Genomic DNA, 18,650 nt, shown 5'->3' on the forward strand with positions numbered 1-18,650 from the left:
CCATACAGGCCACCGTGAACGCTGCCAGGCGCTCCCAAGCGTCAACGCCGGTTGCTGTTTAGCTGGCGACGTCCCTTGGCACGCTTTCGGTCGGAGAAAAGCGAATATCCGCCGTCCTCCCGAAATCTGCAGCGACGCATGAGCCCCGGGCTTGACCCATTGCGTCGCCGAGATTTACTCCCTTGGGCGCCGGCATGGCGTGCCCCAGGAACCTCTTCCACAGTCGCTAGCCAATAGCGGGGCTCGAATTGATGCGGCTGAGCCCACAAATTGGTCGATCGCGCGGCCAATCGAAAGCCATGAAGAGAGGTGGAAACCCTGTAGTGCCGAAGTATCACGTTGAGGGGATGGATGGTGCTACGCAGACGGCCATACGGACAGTCAACGCCCATGTGGGCCGGTAAGCATCCGAATGCACTCTGCGCGCAAGTGAACCCCTTGCGCTAACGCTTCGACGCGCCATCAAAGCATTGACCATGTTGGGGGGCGATCGCACCGCTGATGGCCAGCGAAGGCCAACAAGTGGTCCGGCTACCCTTGGAGCCAATCCGCATTTCTGGCGATTTTTCCCTGGAGCAATCAGTGCATTGACATGAACTCGGCCGTTTTATTGTTTCCTTGCTGAGTGCAGGTAATCGTGCCGGAACTCAGCAAGAAAGGCCAGTCCTTCCCAATCATGGATGGTCAATTGGCCATTCACAAGTGATGTAAGGTGCTTCTCCCGAAGAGACTTGAGCGTGCGGTTGATGTGGACTGCCGACAGCCCTGTCGCCTCGCCAAGATCAGCTTGAGTCACACCAAAAGCGCAGGTTTGATCGGACGCAAGTCCGGCATCTTCCATACGTAGCATGATTTCACAGAGAAGGTGGGCCACTCGGCCAAGCGCTTGGCGCTTCCCGACATTGACCACCCATTCGCGAAAAATCGATGCATCAACCAGTGTCGTTCGCCAAAGATTTGCCGCCAGCCTGGGGTGGCGTTCGCAGAGCAGCCGGATAGCCGAGTGATCTATGAAGCCAACACTGCAAGCGCTCACCGTTCGAACGTCGCTATCCAACAGATCGAGGTGCAGGCTCAACAGATCGGGCATGTCGCCAGGCACATGATAAGCAGTGACCTGACGCTTCCCGTCTCCTGTTACCTTCGAGGTGCTGGCTAAGCCAGCCAGGACCATTATGCACCGGGACGGCTGGTCGCCTTCCCGGACCAAGTTCTGGTTTGCGCCAATCGCAACGATCCTTATTCTTACCGCGTCGAGAGCTTGACGCTCACCTGACGTGAGGGTGAAGGCACGATGGAACTTGGCGGTTAAGGGGCTTTGATAAAGCATGTCGGCTCTCCGTTTGGGCGGGAGCGCTATGGTCTCTCAGTCACCCGCGGCCAGCAGAACGCGAATGATGCCCGACCTTATATCATAAACACCGGACCGACTTAACCTGTGATAAGTCTGGCACTGCTTCCGATGGTCCTTTCCCCATCGGCAAACACAGGCTCAATAGGATTGGTGCTTACGAGGGAAGCGGCCCATCATCGGGCCTCGAGTTGCGCAGCTGCGGCAGCAGCTATAATAGATCGTTCTCAAATTCGAGGACTCACACCATGACCGACGCCCCCGACCACGCCGCTGAACTGGTTGAACTCACGGCGGATGTGGTATCCGCGTACGTCAGCAACAATCCCGTGCCGGTCGCGGGCTTGGCGGACCTGATAGCCTCAGTGCACGGGTCGCTGTCTGGGATTGGCCATCGCGTGGCTGCCGCGACCGAAGAACCAGTGCCTGCGGTAAATCCAAAAAGGTCAGTATTTCCCGATTACATCATCTGTCTTGAAGATGGTAAGCGGTTCAAAACCCTTCGGCGACATCTGCGCGTGGATTTCGGTCTCACTCCTGACGCGTATCGAACGAAGTGGAACTTGCCATCCACTTATCCGATGGTCGCTCCCAACTATGCGGCCTCACGGTCTGCCATGGCGAAGTCGATCGGTCTGGGTAGGAAGGCACCGCAGCCCACGGCAACTGCAACGGGCAAGGCAAGGCCGACGGCTAAGGCTAAAGCGTAGCTTCCGCGATCACACCATTACCACCGCGGCACCAATCGGCGATGTATGCATCGCGGCGGACCTGTCCGCTCTTGGCCGGTGCCCACCCAGGTTCCCCAACCCATGGCGCCGGCCATTTGTGGCCCACACCTCAGCTTCGTATTGCTGCCCAATCTTTTCTTGTTGTAGGCCGCTTACGACGTTAATCTCCGCTTGGCCTGATTGCTGGGAGGCAACGCCATGGCTGACATAATTCCAATTCGCAAAGCACGCCCTTGTGTCGAAGTTGGCAAACCCTGTGGCGAGTGGTTTGTCCGCGTGATCGAGGAAGACCAGGAACTCACCCGATCATTCAAGCTCGAATCCTATGCCGTGGCCTTTGCAGAAGGCCAAAGGTCGCGTCTGCATCTCAACACGTTTTCGCGGCTGTAGAGCAAGCCTATGCAGAGGTCCGCAGGGTTACTGGCGAATTTGGGCGATAGCATCGAAGCCATCGCCGGCCACATTGCGACCATGGAAACGCGACAACTGCACCAATAGCTCAAGTCGTTGCCATCGAGATCGGAAATCGCCAGCGCGGAAATGGTGATGGGCATCCTCGTCTATCGAGAGGTTGAACTGCGCCGCCGGCGGGGGACGGGCGGCAACGTGCTGCCCTTCCCCGGTCTCGGGACTCCACCTATCCAGCACTAGGCAGCGACGCCGGACCTGTAAGAGGCCATCGGATAGCGCATCCCTGTCGGTGATTGTTCACGTTCTTGAGCAGCACTTCATGCGGATCCTGCACGGCCTGGTGATTGTCGCAGATCGGCGACAATCGGGCCGACGATTGCCTTGTGCAGCCGTTCCGCCTCGATCTTGAAGCGGGCGAGCTGTTCCTGCGAAACGTGTTGTGAGGGGTTTTCGTCTTGACCATGGTAGCGAACTCCGTTGAGGGGATCGCCGCAAACGGTTCTTGCACAAAAAAGCCCGTCGCGGTGAGCGACAGGCTATTATGACATCAGGGGATTAGAACTTGTAGGCGATGCCGAAGCGAACCTCGTTGGTCTTCAGATCAACGTCGGCATTGACCAGACCACCAAAGGATTCTGTACCGAAGTCGGTATAGCGATACTCGCCTCGCAGCAGCAGATTGTCGGTCATGGCATAATCCAAGCCCACGCCTATCGTCCATCCTGTGAATGTATCTCCGAACGAAGGTCCGCCTCCATTATTACTTATGTCGACATCGCCAAACGCAACGCCACCCGCAATATAAGGAAGAAAGCGATCAACGGCATATCCTAGGCGCAGTCTTGCCGCCGCACTCCAGTTGAGTTCTTCGGTGGCGATGCCGCCCGGGATCGGGATACCAGGAGCGCTGAAGACTTGGCCGCTGCCATCAACATTCGCATATACGACGTCCAGCTCCGCGCCAATCACAATGTTATTGGACATCTGATAGTTGTAACCGGCGTAGACGCCACCAAGGAACCCGTCGGGATCTGTGTCGACAAAGCCCGGCCCACCGATTTCGTCTATGTTGCCATTCCCCCAAGCATAGCCTGCCTGTAGGCCGACATACCCACCCGTCCAGCTAAAGACCGGCGCGGCTTCTGCAACGATGGCATCGGCAGCATACGCCGACGAAGCCAGCAGAGACAACGACAGACCAAGAAGCAGCTTCTTCATAGGTGATCTCCTGTAACTAACCTTTTTGGTAGCAGAGCGCGCCGATTGATGCAGTTGTTTTTCTGCCACAGTTGGCCGAATTCAAATCGGCCGCCCGCACTTACATGAGAACCTTATGCCAACTCGCTGGTGGCGATCGGATCGCCCCTCGCCACAGTGGGCAACTGCTCGGCCACCCAAACTGTCCGGAACCTTCAGGCCGGGAACACTCATTCCGGTATCCCAGAATTAACATCGAGGAGGGTACGATAAAGGCTGTCGACCTCCTTGTCGTCGAACGCCTCGGTCAGCTCGCTTTCCGCAATCCCCTCAGCCTCCGCGTCGGCGATTAGGCGCTTTGCGAGCTGCTCGATCTCCGCTCGCTCTTTCGGCGCACCGGCGTCGGATAGATCGTGTTTTTTTATCCATTGGTTCAAAAATAGGACGGCCGGCTTGCTCATTCGGAAACACCTGGGGCAAAGTGCACGACGGCATCGACCAGCGTCCGATATAGGCTATCAACCTCTTCGTCGATCTCTTCGCGCTCGATCGTCAAGGCTTTAGCGTCGGCATACAATTTGTGTATGTACTCACTTACCGAAACGGCGTCGGTTTTAGCCGTTTCGGGGAAATTGTTGCCGATCCAGCGATCGAGAAAGTTGACGCCGCGTGTGCTCATGAAGCCTAAGCTCGATCCAGCGGTTAGGTTCCAGCAGGGCGCTCGACGGCAGCTTCGTCGACCTCGGCTTCCATTTCGTCGTTGACAGTCTTGGTCTTGCCGAAGGCGGCCACCGGCTCACCGTCAAAGCCCTGCAGCCACGCGTCGGCATGCTCTCCCCAGTAGGCTGGCACCGCACGTCTCCTTGCCATCCTTGCTCGCTTGGGCGTACATCCACGCGTAGGTGGCGCGCTCCTGATCTTTCCTAGCCACGGCCATCTGTGTCATCCTCTCGGAAGTCCTGCAGTGAGGCGTGGCGCAGGTCATCCTCGCCGCGCAGGTGCTTTACGCGGCCGATCAGCCCCGGCTTGACCCATTGCGTCGCAGGCCGCTTCATGACGCCCTTGGGCGCCGTGCCTGGGTGCTCTTGGACGCGTTTCCATAGCCTCTCGCGCATTTCCCGGTTCAAGGTGACGAACGCGCTGCCGACATAGCGCCCTGTGCCCCGCTCGGCCATGAGAGCGAAAGCCGGCTTGCCCGCTTCACGCTCGACGCCGAGCAGATCGAACTCGTCGATCGCATAGCACTTGGCCTTCAGCCAGTTGGCTGACGGACCGCTGCGGTATTTGCTGTCCTTCCGCTTCGACACCATGCCTTCAAGTCCGGCTTGGTCGAGCAAGTGGAGGATCGCCTTGGCTTCGCCGGGCAGAGGCTCGCTGAACTGAATACGCCGCCCGGGCTTGATCATGCTGGCCAGGATCTCGCGCCGCACCTCAAGCGCCATGTCGCGCAGATCGTGCCCATTGAGGTGCAATAGATCGAAGGCGACGAAATAGAGGTCTTGCTGTCGGCGGGTGATCGCTTTGCGCAGATCGCCGAAGTCCGAAAGGCCAGCTTCGTTCAAGACGATGATCTCACCGTCGACAATCGCGCTTTCGGCACCAAGACTCTTTGCCTCCCCCACCAGGTCGCGATATTTCGCAGTCCAGTCGTGGCCGTTGCGCGTATAAATGCGTGTGCCGTCTTCATCGATGATCATCTGCGATCGGTAGCCGTCGNGAGTTCAGACGTGTGCTCTTCCGATCTGCTTCTCCACAAGGGTCGGCATCAACGGCTCGATGAACTTCAAACGCATGCACTGATCCGCCCTCCGGCGATTCAATAAGATTGAGCTAAAATAGTTCCGAAACCGGAAATCAGCCTCTTGGGTGCAACAAACACGTCAACTCGGCGTTGCGGGATGAGCGAAGGAGGAATCGATATGGCCGACGACAAGAGCAAGCGGGACTTTCGCGATCGGGACCGGGTCTCGGCCGATGAGGATTATGAAGTCGAGTATTTCGCAGCCAAGGCCGGGATCACCCCGCAGCAGGTCAAGGAATTGATCGCGAAGCACGGCAACCAACGCGAAACGCTGGAGCGAGAAGCGAAGGCTCTGCGGAAATAATGACCAGGCTATCGGATCTCGGCAGACCAATAATTGGGCACCGACATGAAGGCCCGCCCGCGAGCGAACTCGCGCATTTCCTCCCTTGCCCTGTTTGCGGGCAACAGATCGATATGCGCGATTTTCGCCAGGTCGCTTATCATGCCGATCCGGATCACGATCAGCCTCTCGAACTAGACGCTTAGGAACNAATAATGACCAGGCTATCGGATCTCGGCAGACCAATAATTGGGCACCGACATGAAGGCCCGCCCGCGAGCGAGCTCGATCATTTCATGCCTTGCCCTGTTTGCGGCCAACAGATCGACATGCGCGATTTTCGCCAGGTCGCTTATCATTCCGATCCGGATCACGATCAGCCTATCGAACTAGACGCCTAGGAACAAAAGTGCCGAAATACCACGTTGAGGAAATGGACGGCGATACCGTGACGGCTACCCACATCGTCAACGCGACAACGCCGATCAGGGCGGCGCGGGAAGCGACAGAGCGCGACATCACTCTGCGCACCACCGAGCCCATCTGGATCAGGGTTGCCGACGAAAAGCGCGGCCACATATTCGAATACAGTTTCAGCCTGTAGCTGGCGATCCAACNTGCGCGATTTTCGCCAGGTCGCTTATCATGCCGATCCGGATCACGATCAGCCTCTCGAACTAGACGCTTAGGAACACAAGTGCCGAAATACCACGTTGAGGAAATGGATGGCGATACCGTGACGGCTACCCACATCGTGCACGCGACAACGCCGATCAGGGCGGCGCGGGAAGCGACGGAGCGCGACGTCACCCTGCGCACCAGCGAACCCATTTGGATCAGGGTTGCCGACGAGAAGCGCGGGCACGTCTTCGAATACTGTTTCAGCCTGTAGCTGGCGATCCAACCCGGCTGAGTTTGGATGGCATACCATGCCGTCGACTTCGATACGCAAGTTCGACNCTGGATCAGGGTTGCCGACGAAAAGCGCGGCCACATATTCGAATACAGTTTCAGCCTGTAGCTGGCGATCCAACCCGGCTGAGTTTGGATGGCATACCATGCCGTCGACTTCGATACGCAAGTTCGACTATGACCCGAACACCAGGGTTCTCTCGGTTTGGTTTGTAGCGAGCGGGAAGCATTACGAGTTTTTGGACGTACCTGCTGAGGCCGTTGCCGCGTTCAAAGCTGCCTTTGCCAAGGGCGTCTATTTTAACAGCCACATCCGCAATCGTTATGCATTCCGGCTCGCGGCAGGGAGGGCAGCAGCCGCATCGGGCGATTGACAGAATTTCAGATTCGAGGCGGCCCGCGCCATCGCAGGGGAGCAACTGTGCGAATTGACCAGGTTCCGAGGGCAAACGAAAAGCCGGCCGGCCGGGCCAGCGGGCGCGTATTATACTAAGCTAGGTGCTGGGCCTATTTGCCCATCATCATCGCAGTTTTGCAGAAGTTTTCATGGACCTGTCGGACAGGTCTGCCACGACGCGTGACCCACGGCGACGGGTCGGCAAACAGCGCACTCCTGCGCATCCACTGGGCTTACGAAGTCGGTCGGCTGCTCTGCGATCATAGTGCCTTGTCGGAGAACCGCGCTGAGCTCCGCGCAGTCACCGGTCCTGCAATACGGCCGGATCTATGATCAAAGCGCTGAGCAGGAGCCATTCGGGGTCTACGCCTGCCGCCCGGTATTTATTGTCACAAAAAGGGGAACAACGGCAGCTCGGCCGTGTTGGGAGCACAACATGCATTTCGTCAAAGTGCTTTTGGCTGCGATCGCCATCGGTCTCATCAGCCCGGGGGCAATGGCTCAGACCGCGACGACGTCCCCGCAGGAATTTGTCAAAGCAGCTGCGAGTTCAGACATGTTCGAGATCCAGTCGAGTGAGTTGGCGCTGCGGAAATCGAAGACATCACGAGTGAAGGAATTCGCTCGCATGATGATCAAGGACCACACGAATTCTTCCAAGCGGCTCATTGCGGCGGCAAAGAAGGACGACGTCGCAGTGGCACCGGAGATGACAAGCAAGCATGCTGCCCAATTGGAAGCATTGAGCAACGACAGCAGCGGGGCGTTCGATAACGCCTACGTCGACGCCCAGGTTGCAGCGCACCAGGAAGCCCTGACGCTGATGACCTCCTATGCGGAAAACGGTCAGGAAAAACATTTGGCGGCCCATGCGAAAAAGACCGCGCCGGCTCATCCGGCAGCATTTCAAACATGCCCAGCAACTGAGCAAGAGCGGTTCTCAGGGCTGAGTGGATCTGGCCACGACGTTGGTTCTTCGCGGCGCTGTGGAGTCTGTGCCAACCCTCTGGCACTGCCTCCGCCCCCAGGGACGCTGCAACCTTCAAGCGGTCGTCGATGCAGGCTCTAAAGGGTGCGTCGCTCAGGTAGTCCGGCGTGCAAGCACCAGCGTCGTCGAATTTGCCAAACGAACAGGAGACCTGACATGCCAAAGCAAAACGAGACCTCGCATTCGAGACGAAGTGACTTCGCCAATGATGAACCCATTCGCCCGGAGGATGCCGCCGTGTTGGACAGCCCCGTGGGCCACGAAGACAGGCACGGCGCGGAGCCAGGTTTCGGGGGAGCCGACGATGTCGACCAGCCGATCGGCGCAAGGCCCCGCAGCGAAATTACCGGTCGTCATGATGAAGGGGCACGCGCCAATGAGACGATCGACGGCTTAAGCGAAACCGAGGAACTGACCCGCAGCTACGCCGAGGACATACCAACCGGTGACAATGATGAGGAGGAGGAAGACATCCCTGTCTTCGAAAGAGGCCGAAGCAACACCGAACTCTGAGCGCGCCAGGTTGAACCCCGCACGGTGAGGAACATGACAATGAGCACATTCGGACTTCGGGTTGCGTCTTTGGGGCTCCGGGCTTTTTTGGGACTGGCGGCCTCGCTGACTTTGGGCGTCGAGGCATCTGCGCAGACAAGTCAGCCCGCGCAGCAATCCGGCGACTCGTCGCAAACAGCCAAGCAGGGTCGACTGCCGGCGCAAGGATCGTCGCCGACCGCCAAGGATGATGTCGGCGTTGACGTCTCGCTCGGCCGGCCGGAGGTGAAGCAACAGGTTGCAAGACATCTGGGAGTGGCTGAGACCGAGTTGCCACTGGCGGTGCACGTGCCGATCGCGCTCGCTTCGCAAGTCTGCGGGCAAGAGGTATTTACCGCCCGCGCCAATGTAAACCGAAGCTGCACCGCGACGAAATTCATTCCGGAAATCGCCGAGGCGGCACGCAACCATCCACAAACCTCCGCGGTACCGGAGCAGTAGCACCGAAAATGTCCGAACCCGGCGCGACGGTCGTGCCATGCTTACCCGAGGGTAGCGCTCCAACCCGGGGTAAATCAGCCAGCCCCACCGCCGTCTGTTTTTGGCGGCATGCATGATGGCGTTCGCCGCCATCTCTTAACCAATGTGAATGCTGTTGCTCCGCAGCCACGCTACGAGATCCTGTCCGAAGCGGAGGCAGGCAGATGCCACTGGAATCCCTGATCGATCAATATGTGAGCAGCCGCAAGCGGCGGGGTCTTTTGTCGATACGGCACGCTCTCGAGGCGTTGAAAGAGGCCGTTCCGGCGCTGTCGATCGGCGAAAGCCATCTTGTCAATATGATCGCCGAGCGAGCGCTCGCCTTTGGCCTCGCCATCCACTTCGATCATTCCGGCGAGAATGCCGGGTAAGACATCCACGAGCGTCTGCTGATGCTACAGGACGAGGAACTCGGTGTTCGCGTAGCTTCATTGCCTGGTGGGCGGATCTTTCCGAGGCTGCTCCCATCCGTGTTCTGGGCGGGTGGTTAAAGTCGCCGAAGCGATGCCACGGCGTGCACCGAGCCCACCCCGGCGTTGGACAAGCTCCCCCAGCTTTCGCCAGTTGGAGCTTTCGTCTACTCGCAGCAGCCCTAGCGAGGCTCGATCAGCCTCCGCGTTGGGCGGTCTCGGGTTTTGCTCCAGCGGGCGGTTCGGGCCGGCGAATTGAGGTTGAAAGGAGAAGATGATGACGGACAACAAAACCGAGCGTGATTTTCGCGACAGGAACCGGGTCTCGTCCAACGAACGCAACGAACTCTTCCATTTTGCCCAGCAGAACGGCATCACGCCTGAGCAGGTGATGGAGCTCATCAAAGCCGCCCGGAATGACCGCGCCTCGTTGCGGCTGCGAAGGAATTGAAATCAGATTCCCGGGGCGGCTCGCTTACGGCATGAAGCCTCGCTGCCGAGGAGAACCTTGAGCCGTGGTGAGAATTTGAGTGTAGCATCATCCTGACGCACACGCGGAGCAGGTCGAGCGTGAAAGTGAAAATTGTACCCCTGCCCAACATGCGGCAAGCGCTGGAGGTTCGAGGCTGCGCAGATCGGCTATGGTCACCCCGAACCATAATCCACTCCAACCCGAGTCCTGGACGCACGGCGTGGCACCGAGCCTACTTCCTGCCGTCGTTCAATAATAATCCCGCGCCGCAGTCAGCCAGCGAGATCACCGTCGTCTGCCGGACGCGTGTCGGCTTCCAAACTGACAACGCACAGCCTTTGTAGCGACGCTTTCCAGCCACGATCACCTGCGCAGCTTTGCCGCGCTCGCTGCGCACCAATAAATCCCATCTCCTTCCCTCACACTGATCTTGTTCAGGCGGTCGTTTTGCCGCTGCGGTAGGCGCTGTCCTTCCGCTTCGATCGCGGTAGCGCCCAGTATCAACGCTGCCAGATCAAACCGCACAATCAGCACCTCAAAGCTGATCAGCAGAAGCAGCAGTGAATCAGGACCTCGTCGATCAGGGTCAAAGGGCCAAGCACATATGTCTGGGCACGGTGACCGTGGCATAGCCGGCGCTGCAATGACGGCGTCGGTGCCCGTCTTGTGGAGCCGGAAAGCCCAACTTAGAAAACAGTCGGCGGTGCCGATCTCGAAGAAATTCTAGCCCGGCACGGTGAACAGGCTGGGGGCCGCATCGCGATCTAGGGTTCAGCACAACTCCGGCGGCATCGAGACGATCGACCTCAGCCCGGTCGGCGGCCCTCGGCCACGTCCATGACCAGCACGCGCAGCATGGTCAGCTGGCGCTTACCCTCCATGGCGCGCCCGTCGGCGACGGTCTGTCTCTTTCGGCTCAGGAAAACGTCACTCTGAGTTTGCTAAACGCGGTGCTGGACCGGTTACCACGCGTCAGATCTGGATCATCACCTTGCCGGCCTCGATTCTCATCGGATAGATCGCGAGCTTGACGCAGACCGGCGCGCCCTTGACCTGGCCGGTCGCAGAGCGGCCAATGTGCTTCAAGGCATTCGATGACGTCGTCGATCACCAGCCCTTCGGCTAGATGCGCCTTCTCATGGGTCCAATATCCGTCGGTGGCGAAGAGCTCGTCATCGGGCGAGCGGCAAACCGCGAGGATCGAAGCAGATGACATCCTCTTCCTCGATGTCATCGACCGCGCACGCTTCAATCCAGTCGGCCATCTCCGGCTCCCGCACCATCCGCTATGGCTATTCAGCCGCCGCCGACATATCCACCTGGTGAAATTCGCCGCGATAGGGTCTGGCTGTCGGCGGCAATTCGCGCTTGAGATAAAAATCCTCGTACCGCAGCTGCTTCAGCAGCACCGGCCAGACCTCGCGATAGGCATGCCACATCGACGGGTTCGCTACCGGCAGGTCGTGCTTGATCAGCTCGTGCAGCCTCGGCAGCGCATGATAGGGCACCATCGGGAACATGTGGTGTTCGACGTGATAATTCATGTTCCAGTAGATGAAGCGGCTGACCGGGTTCATGTAGACGGTGCGGGTGTTCAGCCGATGGTCGACCACGTTGTCGGCCAGGCCGATATGCTGCAGCAACCCTGTCAGCACCATGTGCCAGCTGCCATAGAGGCGCGGCAGGCCGATCAGCACCAGCGGCAGCAGCGACCACGTGAACAGCGCCAGCCCGACTGTCGCCGCATAGATGGCGACATGCCAGCGCGCAGCGATCACCGCCTTGTGCTGCTCCATCTCGGGGATATAGCTCTTCTCTTCATTGGACAGCTTGCCGAACGCCTGGCGCACCAGCGCCGGCAGCGAATAGCGGAAATCGAGAATACCGGTGAAGGCGAGCGCCGCCCGCAGCAGATCTGGGGGGCGCATGACGGCGATTTCGGCATCGCGGCCGACGATGATGGTATCGGTGTGATGGCGGGCATGGCTCCAGCGCCATTGCACGGGGTTGCGCATCAGCATGAAGCTTGAGATCTGGTAGACGACATCGTTCATCCAGCGCGTCCGGAACGCGGTACCGTGGCCGCATTCGTGCCAGCGCGAGTCGCTGGACGAGCCGTAAAGCACGCCATAGACGAACAGGAACGGCACCACCCACCACGTGGCCCAGAACCATACGATGCCGGCGGCCGACACCAGGATCGCGGCGACCCAGATGATCGTGTCGCGGATCGCCGGCCCGTCGGAGCGTTGCATCAACTCCTTGATCGCCTTGCGCGGGACATCGGTGTGATACCATTCGGCCGAAGCCAATCCGGTCTCAATGGCGCGCTTGGTGCTTTCACCGACCAGGCTGTAGTCGCGCTTCCTGCTTGCCGTCATCGTCATCTCCGCTTTCCCGCCTGCGCTCCGCAAGGGCCGCCTGGGGCCGGCCGGGCCGCGCCTGCTTCCGTATTCCGGCGCACTTCCCGCCCGCCGCGGCAACCGATCGTGCGTTTCAAGCCGGTCACGCCTGCAGTCTCGCAAAAGCGCCCGACGGCGCAGGGTAATCCTGTTGCGGCTGCCGGGCGATCGACCCTATCCTCGCTTCCGCTTGGGCGATCTGGCCGGCACCGTCGAGCACCCGGAACACGGCGTCATAGGAGCGGCTTTCGCCATGGTCCAGCCAGATCATCTCGCCCCGTTCGCGCGCGGCGAGATTGCCCAGAACATGATGCGTCGAAGGTTCGATTCCCAACGCATATAGGCCGGCCTGGAAGTTCTGCCACTGATAGGTGCAGGGCAGCTGATCCTTGCGGGTAACGACCTCGAAGCCGAGGCCCAGGTGGTCATTGACGACGGCCACCGGCACCTCGCCCGCCGCATCGGAGCCAAGCTCGTGCTCCCAGACCTGCTCGCTGAACCCCAGCTGCGGCGCCGGCACGGTTCGGTAGCCGACTTTCTGCGCCTCGTAGCGTTCGCCGGCGTGCGCCGCCCAGACGACATCCCGGATCGGCGCCAGGTAGCGCGAACCCTCGTCGAGCAAGGGATGGCTGACATTGACGTGATAGAAATACATATGCGGCGTGCGGCTGAAACCGTGATTGACGACGCGGTCCGACAGGCGGATCTCGCTGCCGCCGACATCGGCCTCGATGCGGCGCAGCAAATGGAGATCCTCGCCGAACACGGTTGCCTGCTGGACGATGCCTTCCGCCCACAGCACGCAGCGGTCGCCGTCCCAGGCCTCGCCGTAGCCGGTCAGCCGCGCCGGCACGGTGCCGATGCGGCCATGCAGCGAGTGCAATACCCGCTTGCGCCCGGGATAATTGTAGCTTTCGGCCGGCACGTCTTGCCGGCCCAGTATATGATCGAGGCCGCAGGTGACGAGCAGCCCCGAGAACGACCGGCCAAAGGCGAAACCGTCCTCCCCTTCATGCTCGTGCAGTCCGGGGTGGCGAAAGCCGCTCGGCGAATGCCAGCCGATCGCCTGGCCCCGGAAGTCGCAATCGGCGATATCAAGCGCCCGGTCGACCAGCGCCGTGAAGCGCAGGCCGGAGCCGGTGCGGAACTCGAGCATCCGGATGCCGCGCTCCACGCCGTCGCCGAGCGTCATAAGCCGCACACCGGCAAACTGCGACAGCATGCCGGACCGCTCGGCCACCTGCCTTCGCGACAGCGTCTTGCCGTAAAGCTCTACCATGCGACGTCCTTCACTTTGCCCGCCTCCTTGAGCAAGGCCGACATGTCGGCGCCGGTGATGATGCTTTCCACCGTCAACAGGTCGGTGTCGGCGACCGTCTGTTCCGCGACGATTTCGCCGCGGCGCATGACGATGATGCGGTCGGCGACCTGGAACACGTGGTGGATGTTGTGGGTGATGAGCAGCACCGAGTGGCCGGCGTCGCGCACCTCCTTGACGAAGCGCAGCACGCCGTGGGTTTCCTCGACGCCAAGATTGTTGGTCGGCTCGTCGAGTATGATCACCTTGGCGGCGAACTGCATGGCGCGCGAGATCGCGATCGATTGCCGCTCACCGCCCGAGAGCGTGCTCACCAGTGCATCGGCATCGAGCTTTTTCGAAATGCCGACCCGCTTCAGCAGCGCCGAGGCGGCGTTGCGAAGCTTGGCGAGATCGAGCGGCGCGAACACGCCGAGCCAGCCGAAATTGACCGGCTCCCGGCCCAGGAAAAGATTGCGCGCGATGCTGAGGTCCGGCGCGAGCGATGTGTCCTGATGGATGGTCTCGATGCCGAGGTCCATCGCGTCGCGCGTCGAGCGGATCGATGCCTTCTCGCCGCGCACGAAGATGTCGCCGTGGTCGGCCGGGAAGACGCCGGAGATCGCTTTGATCAGCGTTGACTTGCCGGCGCCATTGTCGCCGAGCAGGGCAACCACCTCGCCTTCGTTGAGGGTGAACGAGGCGTTCTTCAGCGCACGCACGTTGCCGAAGGACTTTTGCAGGTCTTGCAGACGCAGCACTTCCATCGTCAGCTCCTTGCGGCGTTCTTCTGCAGCAAAGCGTGCAGGATGAGCATGGCGAGGATGATGACGCCGACGAAGATGTTGTATGCCAAGCCCGGCACGCCGATCAGCACGATGCCGTTGCGGATGGCGCGCAGCATCAGCGCGCCGACGATGGTGCCGAGGATGGTGCCGCGCCCGCCGGTGAGCGCCGTGCCGCCGACCACCACCATGGCGATCACTTCGAGTTCGTAGCCGGTGCCGGCCACCGGCGAGGCGGCCGAAATCCGGAACGCGCTGATCATGCCGGCCAGCCCGGCCACCACCGAGGTCAGGATGAACAGCCAGATCTTGACCGCGTCGGCCGGCACGCCGCGCGCCACCGCTGCGTTGCGGTTGCTGCCGATGGCGCTGATCCAGTTGCCGAGCTTGGCGTAGCGCAGGATGTAAATCGCCAGCAGCGACAGGCCGATGAACCACCAGAGCGAGGTGTAGAACCGGAACGAGCCTACATTGAAGCTGCCGGCAAGCAGCGTGACGAAGAAGCCGGGCTGGTCCCACGACTTCAGGGGGAATCCCTGCGTGATGTAGAGCGCCGCGCCGCGCACGACGAGCAGCATCGACAGCGTGACCAGGAACGAGGAAATGCCGATCTTGGTGACGATCAGCCCGTTGATGGCGCCGATCGCGATGCACAGCACAAGCCCGGCCAGGAGGGCGACGCCGATGTCGATACCGCCATTCTGCACCAGCAGCATCACCACGACGGGCGCAAGGCCGAACACGGCGCCGACCGACAGATCGAACTCGCCCGCCGTCAGCAGCAGCGTCATGCAGAGAGCGATGATGCCGAGCTCGGGCAGGAACGCCATCATGTTGGATATGTTGAGCGGCGACAGGAAGTTGCCGTCGGCGATGGCGAAAACCACGAGCAGCACGATGAGGATGATGAGCGAGGAGAATTGCGGCGAACGCAGCAGCGCAGACCTGCCCTTCGCTCGCTGCGTGTCGTCGTCTGCTGTGATTGCCATATCTGTCAGGACCATGCGTTTCGTCCGGCGCCCGCCATTTCGGGGCGGGCGCCGATTGTCGTCACTTGTTGTAGAGTTTCAGGATCGGCTCGACGCTCGAGGCGTCGTAGAGGCTGAATGTGTGAATGTCGTAGCCGACCGGCTCGCCAGAGGCCGCAAGCCCGAGCAGCGCCACCGGCATGAAGCCCTGCGCCGACGGGTACTGCCAGGCCGCAGCATTGACGAAGCCGGACTTGACCGCCTCGGCCGTCTCCTTTGAGTTGCCCCAGCCGACGACCGGGACCTTGCCGGCCGACACACCGGCCCCGTCGAAGACGCGTTTGATGCTTGCTGCCACGGAATCGCCCAGTGCAATGATTGCCGGCGGATTGTTGGCGACCATGTAGTCGGTCATCTTGGCGATGATGCCGGCCGGGTCGGTGCCGCAATCGACCACGTCGTACTTGATGCCGAGCGGATCGAAGACGCTGGCGATGCCCTCGGTCTCGAGCTGCTGGTAGCTGGCGCCCGGCACTTCGACCGGCAGGAACACCTTGTCGCCCTGCTTCACCATCTTGTGGTCGACGAGATACTTGGCCCAGATGACGCCCGCTTCCCTGAGGTCGGCCCCGACATAGGCCTGCCGCCCGGTCGCCGGATCATCGGTGTTGAAGAACACGATCGGTATGCCGGCGGCCTTGGCGGCCTTCACCTCCTCCGTCCACAGGCCGGGCTGAGCCGAGGTGGTAGCGATGCCGTCCGGCTTGGCGGCGAGCGCCGAGTTGAAAGCCTCCTTCTGCGCCGCCATGTCGCCGCCGCTGAACGAGATCTTGCAGGTCACCTTGAGCTGGTCGCAGGCCTTGGTCGCGCCGGCATTCCAGTCGATCCAGAACGCGTCCGAAGGGCCACCATGCGACAGCAGATAGAAGGTCTTCTGGCCGTCCTGCGCGAATGCCGGCAGGCTCAAGGAGACCCCGGCTACCAGCGTTGCCGCGGCAGCCACTTTCAATGCGAATTTCAACATTCATTCCTCCCTTGGTTGGAGTTGCGCCGCCATGCGCCGGCGGCGCAACCGGCGCTCACAGCCCGTTGGCGCGGAACTTCCCGTCGAGGAATTTCTTCGCGCGCGGCACGTCGTCTTCCGAGAGATGCTCGATGATGACCGGGATGTTTGGGTGCTTTTCCGCCAGCCGCTGGAGATAGAGATCGTAATTCAGCGAGCCCAGCCCGGGCGCCGGCAGCTCGATCTCGCCGACGCCGCGGAACGTGTGGCTCTCCATCGCATCCTCGTCGCCGATGTCGGCATGCTTTTCCGACTTGTCGCTGCCCGAACGCTTGACGTCCTTGGCATGCGCGATCTTGATCTTGTCGGTCAGCGTATCGAACACCTGGTTCAGGATCTGGTCCATCCGGTCGATGTTGTGGGTTTCGAAATAGTTGGTCGGATCCATCAGCAGGCCGAGGCCCGGATGGTCGACCTGGGCGAACATCTTCACCGTCTCCTCGACCGAACCGACGACATTGTTGACATAGGTTTCGAGCAGGAACACCGCCCCATGGTCGTAAGCCGTCTGGGCAAGCTCCGAGATCACCTTGCGGCATTCCTCGAATCCTTCCTCGGTCTTGTTCTTGGGGTGATGCACCCAGTCGGATTCGGTGTTGTAGGTGCCGGTCTCCGAGATCACGTAGGGCGAGCCGAAGGCGCGCGCATTGCGGATGATTTCCTTGAGATAGCCGACGCGCTTGTCGCGCTCGACTTTATCGGGGTGGATAATGTTGGTGTAGCCCGACACGCAGCAGATCGGCAGGTTGTTGTCGCGGAAGACGTCGCGCACCTGCTTGGCCTTTTCCTCAGTGATCTGCCCGGCCGACAGATCGATATCCCTGAAATGCAGGTCGAGCTGCACCGTGTTGAAACCGAGCCCGCGGATCTTCTTTGCCGTCTCTTCGAGCCCGTACGGGAAATAGCCCGTGAAAATACCTGCCTGCATCATGATGTGAACTCCTCCCTGTAAGCGATTCAGTTGGCTGATTTTATCGAGATTTCGGAAAGCTTGACGGTGCGGCCCTCGTCGATCGAGCGATAGCCGGCTTCGACCAGCGCCATCGTCTTGACGTTGTCGGCCACCGATAATGCCGGCGGCGCGCCTGTCTTCACCGCATGCTGCAATTGCTCCATCACGCCGATGAAGGCATGCGGGAACCACATCGTGTCCCAGCTCGGGCTGACCCATTCGCCGCCGGTCGTCTCGGTCGAGGCATAGGTCAGCGTCGAGGCCACGCCTTTCGGCCAGCCGATCGTGCCTTTGGCGACACCCTTGGTGCCGTCGACGCGCCAGTTGATGTGCTGGTCGTCCAGATAGCCCTCCTGGCGCGGTCCGGACCAGACATCCTCCAGCGACACGGCGAGCACGCCGGAGGGAAAGCGCAGCGTCGAGACGGTGATGCCGTCGCTATGCTCGAATGTCGTGCGCGGGTCCTTGCGTGTCAGGGTGGTGATTTCCGAGGGATCGCCGAACAGGAAGCGCAGCACGTCGAGATGGTGCACGCTCATATTGGCCAGCGTCAGCCGGTCGTAGTCTTGAAGGAAGGTCTGCCAGTGCGGGATCGCATGCATGTCGATCTGCGCAAAGACGATGTCGCCCAGCGCGCCGCTGTCGATGATCTGCTTCAGGACGCGCATCGACTGGTCGTAGCGCATGTTCTGGTTGACCGAGAGGATCTTGCCTGACTTGGCTGCCTCGTCGCGCAGCTTCACGGCTTCATCNAAGGAAGGTCTGCCAGTGCGGGATCGCATGCATGTCGATCTGCGCAAAGACGATGTCGCCCAGCGCGCCGCTGTCGATGATCTGCTTCAGCACGCGCATCGACTGGTCGTAGCGCATGTTCTGGTTGACCGAGAGGATCTTGCCGGACTTTGCGGCTTCGTCGCGCAGTTTCACGGCTTCATCGACCGACAGCGCCAGCGGCTTCTGCGCCAGGATCGCCTTGATGTGAGGCTGCTTCAGCGCATGGCGGATCAGCGCCGGCTGCAGATCGGGCGGAAACGCCAGGTCGACGATCTCGATCTCGGGATTCTCGATCAGCTGTTCCGGTGTGTCGTGGACGGTCGGAATGCTCCAGCGTGCAGCTACCTTCTCGGCACTGGCCTTGGTGCGCGAAGCGATGGCGACGACTGGGAAACCGGCCTGCGCATAGGCGGCAAGATGGCAT

24 protein-coding genes and 2 pseudogenes are annotated in these 18,650 nt (G+C 60.6%); 11 read left to right on the forward strand and 15 right to left on the reverse strand.

Annotated features, from left to right (window positions below; translation table 11 throughout):
• Positions 1–607: 607 nt before the first annotated feature.
• Positions 608–1,330, reverse strand: coding sequence for a Crp/Fnr family transcriptional regulator (locus X726_RS140550; RefSeq protein ID WP_023673143.1), 723 nt, complete (start codon positions 1,328–1,330; stop codon positions 608–610).
• Positions 1,331–1,599: 269 nt separating this feature from the next.
• Between X726_RS140550 and X726_RS140545 the strand changes: the two genes are divergently transcribed.
• Together X726_RS140545 and X726_RS140540 are read left to right on the forward strand one after the other, a co-directional pair.
• Positions 1,600–2,061, forward strand: a complete 462-nt coding sequence (locus tag X726_RS140545) for a MucR family transcriptional regulator (RefSeq protein WP_023673144.1) — start codon at positions 1,600–1,602, stop codon at positions 2,059–2,061.
• Positions 2,062–2,280: 219 nt separating this feature from the next.
• Positions 2,281–2,472, forward strand: coding sequence for a hypothetical protein (locus X726_RS140540; protein WP_023673145.1), 192 nt, complete (start codon positions 2,281–2,283; stop codon positions 2,470–2,472).
• Positions 2,473–3,048: 576 nt separating this feature from the next.
• On the opposite strand, the gene X726_RS140535 is transcribed toward X726_RS140540, so the two are convergent.
• The 4 genes from X726_RS140535 to X726_RS1000000172055 all read right to left on the reverse strand — a co-directional run bounded on the left by X726_RS140535 (position 3,049) and on the right by X726_RS1000000172055 (position 4,542).
• On the reverse strand, positions 3,049–3,711 hold the full coding sequence (locus X726_RS140535) for an outer membrane protein (protein WP_023673148.1): 663 nt from the start codon (positions 3,709–3,711) through the stop codon (positions 3,049–3,051).
• A gap of 209 nt (positions 3,712–3,920) precedes the next feature.
• Positions 3,921–4,151 carry a DUF768 domain-containing protein gene (locus X726_RS140530; RefSeq protein WP_023673149.1) on the reverse strand — a complete coding sequence of 77 codons (231 nt, stop codon included), beginning with the start codon at positions 4,149–4,151 and terminating at the stop codon, positions 3,921–3,923.
• Positions 4,148–4,369 (reverse strand): DUF768 domain-containing protein, encoded by a 222-nt coding sequence (locus X726_RS140525; protein ID WP_023673150.1) that lies wholly within the window; start codon positions 4,367–4,369, stop codon positions 4,148–4,150. The genes X726_RS140530 and X726_RS140525 overlap by 4 nt, the downstream gene beginning before the upstream one ends.
• Before the next feature lie 23 nt (positions 4,370–4,392).
• On the reverse strand, positions 4,393–4,542 hold the full coding sequence (locus X726_RS1000000172055) for a hypothetical protein (protein WP_023673151.1): 150 nt from the start codon (positions 4,540–4,542) through the stop codon (positions 4,393–4,395).
• A gap of 1,067 nt (positions 4,543–5,609) precedes the next feature.
• Between X726_RS1000000172055 and X726_RS140520 the strand changes: the two genes are divergently transcribed.
• The 9 genes from X726_RS140520 (at position 5,610) to X726_RS1000000169925 (ending at position 9,964) form a co-directional block, all read left to right on the forward strand.
• Positions 5,610–5,795, forward strand: a complete 186-nt coding sequence (locus X726_RS140520; protein WP_023700484.1) for a DUF3606 domain-containing protein — start codon at positions 5,610–5,612, stop codon at positions 5,793–5,795.
• 388 nt (positions 5,796–6,183) lie between these two features.
• Positions 6,184–6,378 (forward strand): hypothetical protein, encoded by a 195-nt coding sequence (locus X726_RS1000000170830; RefSeq protein WP_023699326.1) that lies wholly within the window; start codon positions 6,184–6,186, stop codon positions 6,376–6,378.
• A gap of 93 nt (positions 6,379–6,471) precedes the next feature.
• Complete coding sequence (locus tag X726_RS1000000170835) at positions 6,472–6,666, forward strand: hypothetical protein (RefSeq protein ID WP_023673158.1); 195 nt, start codon at positions 6,472–6,474, stop codon at positions 6,664–6,666.
• A 166-nt stretch (positions 6,667–6,832) separates the two neighbouring features.
• Positions 6,833–7,060: a KTSC domain-containing protein gene (locus X726_RS140515; protein ID WP_023673160.1), complete on the forward strand. Its 228-nt coding sequence runs from the start codon at positions 6,833–6,835 to the stop codon at positions 7,058–7,060.
• Positions 7,061–7,519: 459 nt separating this feature from the next.
• Positions 7,520–8,152: a DUF4142 domain-containing protein gene (locus X726_RS03385; protein ID WP_023673161.1), complete on the forward strand. Its 633-nt coding sequence runs from the start codon at positions 7,520–7,522 to the stop codon at positions 8,150–8,152.
• 75 nt (positions 8,153–8,227) lie between these two features.
• Positions 8,228–8,584 carry a hypothetical protein gene (locus X726_RS140510; protein WP_023673162.1) on the forward strand — a complete coding sequence of 119 codons (357 nt, stop codon included), beginning with the start codon at positions 8,228–8,230 and terminating at the stop codon, positions 8,582–8,584.
• Positions 8,585–8,671: 87 nt separating this feature from the next.
• Positions 8,672–9,064, forward strand: a complete 393-nt coding sequence (locus tag X726_RS140505) for a hypothetical protein (RefSeq protein WP_023673163.1) — start codon at positions 8,672–8,674, stop codon at positions 9,062–9,064.
• A 203-nt stretch (positions 9,065–9,267) separates the two neighbouring features.
• A complete protein-coding gene (locus X726_RS140500) occupies positions 9,268–9,474 on the forward strand; it encodes a hypothetical protein (RefSeq protein WP_023673164.1) in 207 nt (68 codons plus the stop codon).
• Positions 9,475–9,790: 316 nt separating this feature from the next.
• Positions 9,791–9,964, forward strand: a complete 174-nt coding sequence (locus X726_RS1000000169925; protein WP_084630950.1) for a DUF3606 domain-containing protein — start codon at positions 9,791–9,793, stop codon at positions 9,962–9,964.
• Between the two features lie 253 nt (positions 9,965–10,217).
• Here X726_RS1000000169925 and X726_RS1000000170840 read toward each other — a convergent pair whose 3' ends face one another.
• From X726_RS1000000170840 to X726_RS140460, 10 genes and pseudogenes are all read right to left on the reverse strand, one after another.
• Complete coding sequence (locus X726_RS1000000170840; protein ID WP_155927361.1) at positions 10,218–10,385, reverse strand: hypothetical protein; 168 nt, start codon at positions 10,383–10,385, stop codon at positions 10,218–10,220.
• Positions 10,386–10,957: 572 nt separating this feature from the next.
• A pseudogene (locus X726_RS01000000167620) lies at positions 10,958–11,250 on the reverse strand (Rieske 2Fe-2S domain-containing protein).
• A gap of 27 nt (positions 11,251–11,277) precedes the next feature.
• Positions 11,278–12,372, reverse strand: coding sequence for a fatty acid desaturase family protein (locus X726_RS140495; RefSeq protein WP_023673169.1), 1,095 nt, complete (start codon positions 12,370–12,372; stop codon positions 11,278–11,280).
• 118 nt (positions 12,373–12,490) lie between these two features.
• The gene (locus X726_RS140490) at positions 12,491–13,666 is read right to left on the reverse strand and encodes an aldose 1-epimerase family protein (protein ID WP_023673170.1); all 1,176 of its coding nucleotides are present in this window, start codon (positions 13,664–13,666) and stop codon (positions 12,491–12,493) included.
• The gene (locus X726_RS140485; protein ID WP_023689425.1) at positions 13,660–14,457 is read right to left on the reverse strand and encodes an ATP-binding cassette domain-containing protein; all 798 of its coding nucleotides are present in this window, start codon (positions 14,455–14,457) and stop codon (positions 13,660–13,662) included. The genes X726_RS140490 and X726_RS140485 overlap by 7 nt, the downstream gene beginning before the upstream one ends.
• Positions 14,454–15,458 (reverse strand): ABC transporter permease, encoded by a 1,005-nt coding sequence (locus X726_RS140480; RefSeq protein WP_050587792.1) that lies wholly within the window; start codon positions 15,456–15,458, stop codon positions 14,454–14,456. The genes X726_RS140485 and X726_RS140480 overlap by 4 nt, the downstream gene beginning before the upstream one ends.
• 61 nt (positions 15,459–15,519) lie before the next feature.
• Positions 15,520–16,461, reverse strand: coding sequence for a substrate-binding domain-containing protein (locus tag X726_RS140475; RefSeq protein ID WP_023673173.1), 942 nt, complete (start codon positions 16,459–16,461; stop codon positions 15,520–15,522).
• Between the two features lie 55 nt (positions 16,462–16,516).
• Complete coding sequence (locus X726_RS140470; RefSeq protein WP_023673174.1) at positions 16,517–17,431, reverse strand: sugar phosphate isomerase/epimerase; 915 nt, start codon at positions 17,429–17,431, stop codon at positions 16,517–16,519.
• Positions 17,432–17,457: 26 nt separating this feature from the next.
• A pseudogene (locus X726_RS140465) lies at positions 17,458–18,204 on the reverse strand (Gfo/Idh/MocA family oxidoreductase); the annotation flags it as partial.
• Entirely contained in the window at positions 18,200–18,604 is a 405-nt protein-coding gene (locus X726_RS140460; protein ID WP_245272173.1) for a Gfo/Idh/MocA family oxidoreductase, read from the reverse strand. The pseudogene X726_RS140465 and the gene X726_RS140460, both read right to left, overlap by 5 nt.
• Positions 18,605–18,650: the final 46 nt, after the last annotated feature.

This window comes from Mesorhizobium sp. LSJC285A00 (assembly GCF_000503155.1).
In the GTDB taxonomy this organism is placed as follows: domain Bacteria; phylum Pseudomonadota; class Alphaproteobacteria; order Rhizobiales; family Rhizobiaceae; genus Mesorhizobium.